This window comes from Streptomyces sp. NPDC003691, from assembly GCF_053981115.1.
Genome location: NZ_JBSFNQ010000144.1, coordinates 1 through 12384 on the forward strand (window position 1 = coordinate 1; position 12384 = coordinate 12384).

Genomic DNA, 12384 nt, shown 5'->3' on the forward strand with positions numbered 1-12384 from the left:
GGGGGGGGGGGTGTCTGGGTCGGGCGCGGTCTGGGGGCGCGCGCGCGTGCGCGGCGGGGCCCGCTTCCGGCGGTGCGCCGGGATCACTCCACGGTGACGGACTTCGCCAGGTTGCGCGGCTTGTCGATGTCCCGGCCCATGGCCAGGGCCGTGTGGTAGGCGAAGAGCTGGAGCGGGATGCCCATCAGGATCGGGTCCAGCTCGTTCTCGTTCTTCGGGACGACGACCGTGTGGTCGGCCTTCTCCTGCTCCCGGTGGGCGACCGCCAGGATCCGGCCGCTGCGGGCCTTGATCTCCTCCAGGGCGGCGCGGTTCTTCTCCAGCAGATCGTCGTCGGGCACGATCGCGACCGTCGGCAGCGCCGGCTCGATCAGGGCCAGCGGCCCGTGCTTCAGCTCGGACGCCGGATAGGCCTCGGCGTGGATGTAGGAGATCTCCTTCAGCTTCAGCGAAGCCTCCAGGGCGACCGGATAGCCGCGGACCCGTCCGATGAACATCATCGACTGGGCGCCCGCGTACTCCTCGGCCAGCTTCTTGATGTCGTCCTCGGCTTCGAGGATCTCCGCGATCTGCTCCGGCAGCCTGCGCAGGCCCTCGATGATCCGCTTGCCCTCGGAGACCGAGAGATCGCGGATCCGGCCGAGGTGGAGCGCGAGCAGCGCGAAGGCGACGACGGTGTTGGTGAAGCACTTGGTGGAGACCACGCAGACCTCGGGTCCCGCGTGGACGTAGACGCCGCCGTCGGCCTCGCGGGCGATCGCCGAGCCGACGACGTTCACCACGCCCAGCACCCGGGCGCCCTTGCGCTTCAGCTCCTGGACGGCCGCGAGGACGTCGTAGGTCTCACCGGACTGCGATACGGCGATGTAGAGGGTGTCGGGGTCGACGACCGGATTGCGGTAGCGGAACTCGGAGGCGGGTTCGGCGTCCGCGGGGATCCGGGCCAGGGACTCGATCAGCCCGGCGCCGATCATGCCCGCGTGGTACGAGGTGCCGCAGCCGAGGATCTTGACCCGGCGGATGGAACGGGCCTCGCGGGCGTCCAGGTTGAGCCCGCCGAGGTGCACGGTGGAGAAGCGGTCGTCGATCCGGCCGCGCAGGACGCGGTCGACCGCGTCGGCCTGCTCGCTGATCTCCTTGTGCATATACGTGTCGTGGCCGCCCATGTCGTACGACTCGGCCTCCCACTCCACGGTCGTCGGCGTCGCCGTGGTGGTCGACCCCTCGGTGGTGTAGGTCCGGAAGTCGTCGGCCTTGAGGGTGGCCATCTCGCCGTCGTCGAGGGTGACGATCTGGCGGGTGTGGGCGACCAGCGCGGCGACGTCGGAGGCGACGAACATCTCCTTCTCGCCGATGCCGAGGACCACCGGGGAGCCGTTGCGGGCGACCACGATCCGGTCGCCGAAGTCGGAGTGCATCACGGCGATGCCGTAGGTGCCCTCGACGACCTTCAGCGCGTGGCGGACCTTCTCCTCCAGCGATTCGGCCGCGGAGCGGGCGATCAGATGGGTGAGGACCTCGGTGTCGGTCTCCGAGGCGAAGACGACACCTTCGGCCTCCAGCCGGGCGCGCAGGTCGGAGGCGTTGTCGATGATGCCGTTGTGGACGACGGCGACCTTCTCGTCGGCCGAGAGGTGGGGGTGGGCGTTCTCGTCGCTCGGCGCGCCGTGGGTGGCCCAGCGGGTGTGGGCGATACCGGTGGTCCCGGCGAACCGCTTGGGGACCCGGGCCTCCAGGTCGCGGACCCGGCCCTTGGCCTTGACCAGCTTGAGCCCGCCGCCCTTCGGACCGGTGATCACGATGCCCGCGGAGTCGTAGCCCCGGTACTCCAGCCGCTGGAGGCCCTCCAGCAGCAGTGGTGCCACATCACGCTTGCCGATGTAACCGACAATTCCGCACATAAAGGTTCTTGCCCCTCCGTAGGTGGGAGTCGTCCGTCAGCCGTAGATCATGCGGCGCAGCTGCCGGAGCGACAGCTCCGGCGGTGCCACCGCGCGGTGCGGCAGCTCGCCCGCGATCCGCTCGAAGATCTCGGCGTTCGCCAGGCCGCCCGACTGGAGTTCCCGGTGGCGGCGGCGGACGTAGTCCTCCGTCTTCTCGTCGAAGTACGCCAGCACGTCGAGGACGACCCGGGCCGCCTCGCCGCGCGGGAGCGCGGTGGAGCGGACCAGATGGTCGACGAGGTCGTCGTGCGCGTGCGCGGGGTACGAGGGTGGCGACGCGGAGGATGAGGGACGACCTGGCCGGCGGTGTTCGAGCACCCGTCGATACTGCGGGTCGGGGCCCCCGAATGCAAGAATCCTGCCCGATTCCGGGCAGGATTCGCGCATGTTCGAAGGTCTCCACCCGTTCGGTGCACCTTCGGGGTGCCGTTCGGGGTGCCGTTCGGGGTGTCGCTCGGGGTGGCGGAACGGTTCTAGAGCCGCTTCAGTACGGCCTGCTTCGCGGTGCTGAACTCGTCGTCCGTGAGGATGCCCGAGCGGTGCAGCTCGCCCAGCTCCCGCAGCCGCCGCAGCAGGGTGTCGTGGTCCTCGGCGGGGGCGGCCCCGGCCCTGGTGAGCTCGGCGGCCGCGGATGCCTTCTGGGCGTACGGATGCGGCAGCCTGGCCACCACGGCCGCGCCGACCAGCCCCATCAGGGGATCCTTGCGGAAGCCCCACAGGTCGATGGCGTGCGGATCGTGCTTGGCGGGGGCGGAGGAGCGGATCCGGGCGACGGTGAACCGGAGGAAGCCGCTCTCCAGGGCGGCGGCCGGCAGCCAGTCCACGGCCTCGACATCGCCGATGCCGATGATGCGCGGACCGCCGGAGGACTTGGCGTCCTCGGTCTTCCAGTTCCAGGAGAGCCGGATCTGGTCGCCGTCGAAGTCGACCGTGCCGTCGCCCGCCGACGCGGTGACCGGGACCGGTGGCCCGGGCATCAGATAGCGGTCCACCTGCTCGGTGCCGATCTGTTCGATCAGCAGCGCGTTGCGGACCTCGTCCACGAAGTACTCGGCCACCGCGGCCCGGTCGCCGTCGACACTGAGCGCATAGGGGTCCCAGCTCTCCTTGAGCCGGCCCGCGGCCAGCTGGAGCAGGGGATCGGCACCGCCGCGCAGCCGCAGCCGCAGCTTCCCCGACTTCCGCCCCGGCTCGTAGGAAACCCCCGCAACGGCTTCCAGCGGCACGTTCAGCTCCCCGAGGGCCTGGCGCAGCACGCCGACGCCCTTGTCGGCACCCGGCACGATGCGCACGGTGTCCCCGTCGAAGCTCCAGGTCCCGTCCTTCTGGATGATTTCCGCCATGGGCCCGATTCTCCCATTACGCCGGGCGGGTGACGGGACCGGATCCGGCGGCCCGGTACGGCGGTTCGGGCTTCCGGGCGCGGTCCGGGCGCGGTCCGGCCGATAGGCCCACCAAAGGTCTGGACCGCATTCGGGAGGCTGCGCGACCATGGCGCGTGGTTCGACGCCCGTTGAAGGGAAAGCTTCCCGTGCTACTGCCCCGACCCCGCCCCGGCTCCGTCCGGGCCCCCCGCCGCACCGGCCGCAGGCTGCTCGGCGCGCTGCTCCTCCTCGCCGTGGCGGGCGCGGGGTGCTCCACCGGCGGAGGGGACGGTACCGGCTCCGGCGACGAGCCGCCGCGCCGCCCGCCGGTCTCCGCCGCGCCGCTGGGCAATGTGGTGCCCGCCCCGGCCTCCGTCCGCCCCTCCGGCCCCGGGTTCACGCTCGCCCCCGGCGCGGTGATCCGGATCGACGACCGGCCCGGGGTCCGGGCCGTCGCGGAGCAGCTGGCCGCGGTGCTCCGCCCCTCCACCGGCTACCGGCTGCCCGTCACCCCCGGCGCCGGTGCCGACGGTATCCAGCTGCGGCTGGACCCGGCCGGGAGCGCCCTGGGCGCCGAGGGCTACCGGCTGACGTCGTCGCCCGCCACCGTCGCCCTGGTGGCCCGGGAGCCCGCCGGTCTGTTCCGCGGGATCCAGACCCTGCGGCAGCTCTTCCCGCCCGCGGTGGAGCAGGACACCCGCGCCGCCGGGCCGTGGAAGGTGCCCGGCGGCACGATCACCGACACCCCCCGGTACGCCTACCGGGGCGCGATGCTTGATGTCGCCCGGCACTTCTTCACGGCCGACCAGGTGAAGAGGTACATCGACCAGCTCGCCCTCTACAAGATCAACAAGCTGCATCTCCATCTCACCGACGACCAGGGCTGGCGGATCGCGATCGACTCCCGGCCCAAGCTGACCAGCGTCGGCGGGGCGACCGCCGTCGGCGGCGGCAAGGGCGGTTTCTACACCAAGGCGCAGTACCGGGAGATCGTGGCGTTCGCGGCGAGCCGCCATATCGAGGTGATCCCCGAGATCGGTATGCCGGGGCACACCGCGGCGGCCCTCGCCTCCTATCCCGAGCTGAGCTGCCACGGGTTCGCCGACCCGGTCCACACCGGGATGGACACCGGCTTCAGTTCGCTGTGCGTCGGCAAGGAGGAGACGTACGACTTCGTGGACGACGTGATCCGGGAGCTGGCCGAGATGACACCCGGCGAGTACATCCACATCGGCGGCGACGAGGCGGACAGCACCAGCGGCAAGGACTACCGGACCTTCATGGACCGGGTGCGGGAGATCGTCGCCCGGCACGGCAAGAAGGTGATCGCCTGGCACGAGATCACCGGCGCCGGGGCGGACGACACGGTGGTCGCCCAGTACTGGGGTACGGACAGGACCGAGAAGGACGAGCGCGAGCGGGTCGCCGACGCGGTGAAGAAGGGGACGAAGCTGATCCTCTCCCCGGCCGACCGGGTCTATCTGGACATGCAGTACACCTTCCGGCATCCGCTCGGGCTCTCCTGGGCGGGCCGGATCGAAGTGGACCGCTCCTACGACTGGGACCCCGCCCGCTACTTCGACGACGAGGGGATACCCGACTCGGCGGTGCTCGGGGTCGAGGCCCCGATCTGGACCGAGACCCTGGTCAACAGCGCACAGCTGGAGCAGATGGCCTTCCCGAGGCTGCTCGGGGTGGCGGAGAAGGGCTGGTCCGGCGGGGACGTGTCCTGGGCGGAGTACGAGCCGAGGCTGGCGGCGCAGGCCGCGCGGATGTCGGCCCTGGGGATCGCCTTCCACCGCTCGCCGACGGTGGCCTGGAAGCGGGGCTGAGCAGGCGGCGGGCATGCCGCGGCGTCCGTACCGGCCTCCCGGGCCGGCACGGACGCCGCGGAGAAGGACGGGCACCCCCCGAGGGACCGTGTTCGGGGGGTGCCCGCCCGCTCAGGGGGCCGCCGGGGCGGCCAGCGGGTTGCGGAGGGTGCCGACGAGCTGGAGCGCGGCGGACGGATCCGCCAGATCGACCATCTGCCGGTTGTTCCGCAGCTGGAGCCGGTTGAGGCAGGAGAGCGCGAACTCGGGCGCGAACAGGTCGTACTCGGCGAACCGGTCCGCCAGATGCGGCACGGACGCCTGGTACTCGCGTGCGCAGTCGGCCACGGCCGCCCAGAACTCGTCCTCCCCGATCCGGCCCTCGGCGACCAGGGCCGCCGACAGGAAGCGGAAGAAGCAGTCGAAGACGTCGGTGAAGACCGACAGCAGCTTCATGTCCTCCGGGATCTCGGCCCGGACGCGCTCCACGGCGGGCGGCAGGACCGCGTCGGGGTCCATCACCACGATCTCCTCGGCGATGTCCTTGAAGATCGCCCGCCGGACCCTGCCGTCGTCGCCCAGGACGAGGATCACGTTCTCGCCGTGCGGCATATAGGCCAGGTCGTAGGCGTAGAAGCTGTGCAGTACGGGGACGAGGTAGGCGCGCAGATAGTCCCGCAGCCACTCCGCGGGCGACAGCCCGGAGGAGTCGATCAGGGCGCCCGCGAAGGACGCGCCGTCCCGGTCGGTATGGACCAGGGAGGCCATGGTCGCGAGGGTCTCGCCGGGGCCCAGCGAGGGCACCGGGCTCTCCCGCCAGAGCGCCGCCAGCATCTTCCGGTAGGGCGAGTAGCGGTCGGTGGCCAGCTCGTACTGGCGGTGGCGGTAGCCGATCGCCGCATGCTCCCGGATGATCGAGAAGCCGGTTCTCTTGAGTACCGCGTCCTGCTCGATGAGTCCCGCCAGCCAGTCGTTGATGGCGGGCGTGGCCTCCATATAGGCCGCCGAGAGGCCGCGCATGAAGCCCATGTTGAGAACGGACAGCGCCGTCTTCACATAGTGCTTCCGCGGGGCGGTGGTGTTGAAGAAGGTCCGGATCGACTGCTGCGCCAGATACTCGTCGTCGCCGGGGCCGAGGCAGACCAGGCGCCGTTCGGCGACCTCGGCGGCGAAGGTGACGGAGAGCTTGTTCCACCACTGCCACGGGTGCACGGGCAGCAGGTAGTAGTCGTCCGGGTCGAGGCCCTGCCCGGTCAGCCGCTCCGCGAAGCGGGCGAGGGTCTCCTCGCCCAGCTCGTCCCGGACCAGAGTGTCGTAGTCCAGGTCGGCGCAGGAGGTGAAGGCGGTCCGCTCGCGGTGGGCGGCCAGCCAGATCAGCCGGACCGGGCTCGCCGCCTCGGGCGCGTACGAGAGGAACTCGTGGACCCCGAAGCCGAGCCGGCCGTTGTTGGCGACGAAGCAGGGGTGGCCTTCGGTCATCCCGGTCTCGATGGCCTGGAAGCCGGCCCGGGCCAGCTCCGCCGAGGAGACGGGTTCGAGACTCAGCTTGTACGCGGTTCCCGCCAGGGTGGAGGAGATCTCCTCCAGATACACCGGCAGGACGGTGTCGCTCAGGCCCAGCGCCGACCGCAGCTCGATACAGAGGTCGACGGCGTCCAGCGGCAGGGCTTCCCCGGCGCGGCTGCGGACCACGGACTCCGCGTCGATGTCCCAGTGGTCCAGCGCCCGCAGTACGGCGGTGAAGCGGTACTCGACGGTCCCGTCGTCGCTCAGCACGCGGTAGCCGCCGTTAGCGTCCAGCGGTTCGGGTGCCAGCAGCCGCTCATGGGCGAACTCGGAGAGCGCCTTGCGGACCAGGAGCCGGTTGGCCCGTGCCCACAGCTCCGGGGTCAGGTGGGCGACGGCGTCGGTAGCGGCGGTCATCGTCCCACCACCGGACGGTCGGCCATGGCCGCGCTGTTCTCGAACGCCTCACGGGTGCAGAAGCTGAGATAAGCCTCCTTCTCCGGGGTGCGGATCCGGCCGGATATCTCGAAGCCCGCATAGGCGTTGAGCGCGTGCACGGCCGTGTTGCGCACATCCGGCTCCACGACGACCCGGCGGACCGCCGGGTCCTCGAAGAGCTTCCGCAGCACGGCCGTGATCACGGCCCGGGTGAAACCGTGCACCGGGGTGTCGGCCGGTGCCACCAGGAAGTGCATCCCGGCGTCGCCGGGCAGGGCGTCGTACAGCCCGACCAGTTCGACCTGAGCCGGGTCGTAGCTCTCCATCAGGAAGACCGGCTCGCCGGACCCGGTCTCCCCGATGAAGGCGTGGTGGTGCGGGTGTGCCGTGATCGCCGAGTACGCCCCCTCGACCTGCCCGAGGTCGAAGTCCGACATCTGCCAGAAAGCGGACTTGGGGTGGGTCACCCACCGGTGCACCAGCGGTGCGTCGGCGAGCGGGTCGAGCGGTCGTACGGTGAAGCTCAGCGGATCGGGGGCAGTCATACGGAGAACTCCTGGAACGCGATGGACTTTTCCACGGCGTAGTACTCGGTACCGAGCATCTCGCCGATGATGTAGGCATTGCGGTACGCACCCATGCCCAGGTCGGGTGAGGTGATGGAGTGCGTGTGCACGCCCGCGTTCTGGAGGAAGACCTCACGGCCGGTGGTGTCGACGGAGTAGTTGCGGGCGACGTCGAAACGGCCCTGTCCGTCCCAGCGGAGGCGGTCGTGCAAGGGGGCGAGGAAGTCCGGGACGACGTACTTGTAGCCGGTCGCCAGGATCAGGCCCTCGGTGTTCAGCTCGTAGTCCTTGCCCTGCTCCTCCTGGCGCAGCGCCAGGGTGTAGGAGCCGGACGCCTCGTCGTAGGAGGCGCCGTTGAGCGCGGAGTTGGTCAGCAGCCGGGTCGGGACCGGGCCCTTGAGGTTCTTCTGGTAGAGCAGATCGAAGATCGCGTCGATCAGATCCCCGTCGATGCCCTTGAAGAGGCCCTTCTGCTGCGACTCCAGACGGTAGCGGGTCTGCTCCGGCAGGGCGTGGAAGTAGTCGATGTACTCGGGAGAGGTCATCTCCAGGGTCAGCTTGGTGTACTCCAGCGGGAAGAACCGCGGGGAGCGGGTCACCCAGTTGAGCCGGTAGCCGTGGACGTCGATCTCGGAGAGCAGGTCGTAGTAGATCTCCGCGGCGCTCTGGCCGCTGCCGACCAGCGTGATCGACTCCTTGGCCTGGAGGGCCTCCTTGTTCGGGAGGTAGGCCGAGTTGTGCAGATAGTCGCCGCCCAGCCCCTCGCAGCACTCCGGTACGTACGGCGGGGTGCCGGTGCCCAGCACGATCCGGCGGGCGCGCAGCACCTCGCCGCTGCCGGTGGTGACCTCGTACAGCCCGTCGTTGTGCTCGATACGGGTGACCGTCGTACTGAACCGGACATTGCTCAGCCGGGCGGCCGCCCAGCGGCAGTAGTCGTTGTACTCGGTCCGCAGCGGATAGAAGTTCTCGCGGATGTAGAACGGGTAGAGCCGCCCGGACTGCTTCAGATAGTTCAGAAAGGAGTACGGGGAGGTCGGGTCGGCCAGGGTGACCAGGTCCGACATGAACGGCGTCTGGAGGTGGGAGCCCTCCAGGAACATGCCCGAGTGCCATTCGAAGTCGGGCTTGGAGTCCAGGAAGATCCCGTTGAGCTGCTCGATGGGCTCGGTGAGACAGGCCAGCCCGAGATTGAACGGGCCGAGCCCGACCCCGATGAAGTCGTAGGGTTCCGCGGGGGGCTCAAGAGGCGTGGACAAGATTCTCTCCCAGGTACTGCTCGGCATGGCCGGCGATGAGATCGAGTACGGCGGCGATGTCGTCGGTCGTCGTCTCGGGGTTGAGCAGGGTGAACTTCAGGTACTGGCGCCCGTCGACCTTGGTACCGGCCACCACCGCCTCCCCGGAGGCGAACAGCGCCTTGCGGGCGTAGAGGTTGGCCCGGTCGATCATGGCGGGGCTGGTCACGTTCGGCGGGATCCAGCGGAAGACCAGCGTGGACAGCTGCGGCTGGACGACGACGTCGTAACGGGGGTCGGCGGCGAGTAGCTCCCAGCCCGCCGAGGCCAGGTCGCAGACCTCGTCGAACAGGCCGCCGACACCGTCGGCGCCCATCACGCGCAGCGTCAGCCAGAGCTTCAGCGCGTCGAAGCGGCGGGTGGTCTGGAGCGACTTGTCCACCTGGTTCGGAATCCTCTCCTCCACGGTGCGGCGGGGGTTGAGGTACTCCGCGTGGTACGTGGCGTGGCGCAGCGTCGCGGCGTCCTTGACCAGGACGGCGGACGAGCTGACCGGCTGGAAGAACGACTTGTGGTAGTCCACGGTCACGGAGTCGGCGTGTTCGATGCCGTCCAGGAGATGGCGGCGGGCGGGGGAGGCGAGCAGTCCGCAGCCGTACGCCGCGTCGACGTGCATCCAGGCGCCGTACTGCTGGGCCAGCTCGGCGATCTCGGGCAGCGGGTCGATGGAACCGAAGTCCGTCGTGCCCGCGGTGGCGACGATCGCCATCGGGACCAGGCCCTCGTCGGTGCAGCGCGCCAGCTCGGCGGCGAGCGCCAGGGTGCGCATCCTGCGGTCGCGGTCGGTGGGCAGGGCGATCACCGCGTCCCGGCCGAGGCCGAGGAGCTTGGCCGACTTCTGGACGCTGAAGTGGCTGCACTCGGAGGTGAAGATGCGGAGTTTGCTCAGGTCCGCGCTCTTCGCCTCCTCCCGGGCCAGCAGCAGCGACTGCAGGTTGGACTGGGTCCCACCGCTGGTGAACACGCCGTCGGCGGCGTCGCCGAGGCCGATCCGGGCCGCCGTCCAGTCGATCAGCCTGCGCTCGATCAGGGTGCCGCCGGCGCTCTGGTCCCAGGTGTCCAGGGAGGAGTTGACGGCGGAGAGCACGGCCTCGCCGAGGACGGCGGGGATCACCACGGGGCAGTTGAGGTGCCCCAGATAGCGGGGGTGGTGGAAGTAGACGGCGTCCCGCAGATAGACCCGCTCCAGCTCGTCGAGGGCGGCGGAGGAGTCGCCCAGGGGCCGGTCGAGGTCGATCTCGGCGATCACCGGCGCGAGTTCCTCGGCGGTGACCCCCGTGAACGGTTGCCGGGTCGTGGCGAGTCGGTTCGCCACCCGCTCGACTCCTTCGGTCACGGAGCGCCGGTAGCTCTCCGCCGTTACGTCATTGAGCAGGTGCGAGCGCATGCAATGTCCTCCCGGATACGGGGACTTGTCGCGCCTCCGGACAGGTGGGGGTGCGAGGGCGACGTGAGGAAGGTTAGCCTAACCTAACTTTCCATGGGAATCGGTCTTCCCGACCCGGTGAACGGCCTGCGTATGGCGTTGTTCACACGGCGGTTGACCGGTTGTCGCGCTCGACGGGTCGTGCGGGGCGGTGCGAGACCCTCCGGAGGGCCGTTCCGGCTTCCCGGAGGGGGCGGTGCGGGCGGTACGGGCGGCCCCGGAAGCGGGCCCGAGCAGGGGCGATGCGCAAGTGCCTGATGCATGCATGCCCGTTGGGAGCCCCGCAAGACCGCGATTGCGGGGGTTGATCATATTTTGGCCGGATATCTACCAACCGTCGTCCGGTTGACGCCGGTCGGCCGTCCGGCCCGCGGGGATACGGTGCGCCCGCCCGGGCCTCGGGCCCGTGAATGCCGGCGGGCGCGCCGGGCCCGTGCGGCCCGGCAGGCCGGGGCCCCTGGTGCGGGCCGGGCCGGAACGCCCTGCTCAGCTCTCGTCGATCTCCGCGAGGGAGGGGTTGTCGCGCAGGCCGTCCTCGCTCACCCCGCGCCGCCAGTAGCCCACGAAAGTCACCCGGCGGCGGTCGATGCCGCGTTCGCCCACCAGATGCCGCCGCAGCGCCTTCACGCCACCCGACTCCCCGGCTATCCACGCATACGGAACCCCCTCCGGGAGCTCCGCGGCGGCCACCGCCGCCACGGCGGACGGCGCGCCCTCGTCCCCGACCAGCCAGACGATCTCCGCGTCGGCGTCCGTCTTCAGCTCGATCCGGTCCGCCGCGTGCGGCACATCCACCCAGACCCGGGTCCGCATCCCCGCGGGCAGCCACTCCAGGATCGCCGCGATCGCGGGCAGCGCGGTCTCGTCGCCCCAGATCAGTACCCAGTCCGTATCGGCGGGCGGCCGGCAGCGCACGGAGGTGTTCTCCGCGATCGCCGGGCCCAACACCATCGCCCGGTGCCCCGGCGCGGCCGTCTGCGCCCAGCGGCAGGCGGGCCCGCCGTTCTCGTGCACGGCGAAGTCGATGTCGAACTCCTGCGCCCCGGCCTCGGTCCGCCGCTGCTCCCGGACCGTGTACGAGCGCATCACCGCCCGGGTGTCCTCGGGCAGCGCCCGCCAGGCCGCGAAGATCGCGCTGCCGTCCCCGGCGTCGACCGGTACCACGGGGGCGTCCTGGTGGGGGTGCGGCAGAAACAGCGACAGCGACTGGTCACGCCCGCCGGACGCGAACCCGTCGAGCGCGTCCTCCCCGGGGAACCCCCGGAAGGTCACCCGGACCAGGGAGGGGGCGAGGTGCCGGGCGCGGGTGACCTGAAGGTCGAAGAACCGGAAGGGAACCATGTGGGTCAGGTTAGCCTAACCTTCCTGCCCTTGGGCGTTGGGCCTCGGGCGCCGTGGGCGGCTGAGCTTGGTGTCCGGGTGCGGCCGGTGGGTGGTTGGTCGCGCAGTTCCTCGCGCCCCTGGGTACTCGTGCCTGCGGCCCTTGCCGGGTGCGGGCGCCCCGGGGTGGTCGAGTCCCGCTCTTCGTGGGGTCGTCACCCGGTCCTGTCTGGTTCGGGCAGGTCGGCGGCCTCCGGGCTCACCTCCTCGCGGACTGCGATGCACCGCCCCGGGGAAACCCTTACCTGTCGCAGCCCACTGCGGGGGCGACCCTGCACCCCCCTCCCCACGGACCCGTTGCATGGATGCCCCGGACCCCAAGCCGCCGACAGGTAAGCCCCTACTCGGGGTGAACACATCCCCGGGAGCGTGACCGCACCCCGATGGGGCGCACCCTCCGGAGGCGGTGACCGCACCCCGAGAAGGGCACACCCTCCGTCCCGGGTGACTGCAAGACATCTCTCCCCCCGGTGACGGCGCCACCATCAGGGGCTTTGCGGTGCTGCTCAAGTCGGGATCACGTGGGAGTGGGGTGCAGGGTCGCCCCCGCAGCCGATGGCGACAAGACCGGACGCGCTTCAGTGGCGGTGCATCGCCGTCGGCGAGGAGGTGAGCCCGGAGGCCCACGACCCACCCGAACCCAGACAAGGCG

At 70.6% G+C, this 12384-nt stretch carries 9 protein-coding genes; 1 reads left to right on the top strand and 8 read right to left on the bottom strand.

Translation table 11 applies throughout. The annotated features are described in order from the left end of the window. Positions 1-83: 83 nt before the first annotated feature. The 3 genes from glmS to ACWDR0_RS33065 all read right to left on the bottom strand — a co-directional run bounded on the left by glmS (position 84) and on the right by ACWDR0_RS33065 (position 3286). Complete coding sequence (gene glmS, locus ACWDR0_RS33055) at positions 84-1901, bottom strand: glutamine--fructose-6-phosphate transaminase (isomerizing) (protein ID WP_456355520.1); 1818 nt, start codon at positions 1899-1901, stop codon at positions 84-86. Positions 1902-1937: 36 nt separating this feature from the next. Continuing rightward, a complete protein-coding gene (locus ACWDR0_RS33060) occupies positions 1938-2171 on the bottom strand; it encodes a hypothetical protein (protein WP_456355528.1) in 234 nt (77 codons plus the stop codon). Between the two features lie 245 nt (positions 2172-2416). Then, a complete protein-coding gene (locus tag ACWDR0_RS33065; protein WP_456355521.1) occupies positions 2417-3286 on the bottom strand; it encodes a DUF4429 domain-containing protein in 870 nt (289 codons plus the stop codon). A gap of 188 nt (positions 3287-3474) precedes the next feature. Here ACWDR0_RS33065 and ACWDR0_RS33070 point away from each other — a divergent pair, with 188 nt between their 5' ends. Next, entirely contained in the window at positions 3475-5139 is a 1665-nt protein-coding gene (locus tag ACWDR0_RS33070) for a beta-N-acetylhexosaminidase (RefSeq protein WP_456355522.1), read from the top strand. A gap of 111 nt (positions 5140-5250) precedes the next feature. Here ACWDR0_RS33070 and ACWDR0_RS33075 read toward each other — a convergent pair whose 3' ends face one another. From ACWDR0_RS33075 to ACWDR0_RS33095, 5 genes are all read right to left on the bottom strand, one after another. After that, positions 5251-7041, bottom strand: a complete 1791-nt coding sequence (locus ACWDR0_RS33075; RefSeq protein WP_456355523.1) for an IucA/IucC family protein — start codon at positions 7039-7041, stop codon at positions 5251-5253. Then, positions 7038-7607, bottom strand: coding sequence for a GNAT family N-acetyltransferase (locus ACWDR0_RS33080; RefSeq protein ID WP_456355524.1), 570 nt, complete (start codon positions 7605-7607; stop codon positions 7038-7040). The genes ACWDR0_RS33075 and ACWDR0_RS33080 overlap by 4 nt, the downstream gene beginning before the upstream one ends. Further along, positions 7604-8914, bottom strand: a complete 1311-nt coding sequence (locus ACWDR0_RS33085; protein ID WP_456355525.1) for a lysine N(6)-hydroxylase/L-ornithine N(5)-oxygenase family protein — start codon at positions 8912-8914, stop codon at positions 7604-7606. The genes ACWDR0_RS33080 and ACWDR0_RS33085 overlap by 4 nt, the downstream gene beginning before the upstream one ends. Then, a complete protein-coding gene (locus ACWDR0_RS33090; RefSeq protein WP_456355526.1) occupies positions 8871-10313 on the bottom strand; it encodes a pyridoxal phosphate-dependent decarboxylase family protein in 1443 nt (480 codons plus the stop codon). The genes ACWDR0_RS33085 and ACWDR0_RS33090 overlap by 44 nt, the downstream gene beginning before the upstream one ends. Before the next feature lie 525 nt (positions 10314-10838). Beyond that, positions 10839-11693: a siderophore-interacting protein gene (locus ACWDR0_RS33095; protein WP_456355527.1), complete on the bottom strand. Its 855-nt coding sequence runs from the start codon at positions 11691-11693 to the stop codon at positions 10839-10841. Positions 11694-12384: the final 691 nt, after the last annotated feature.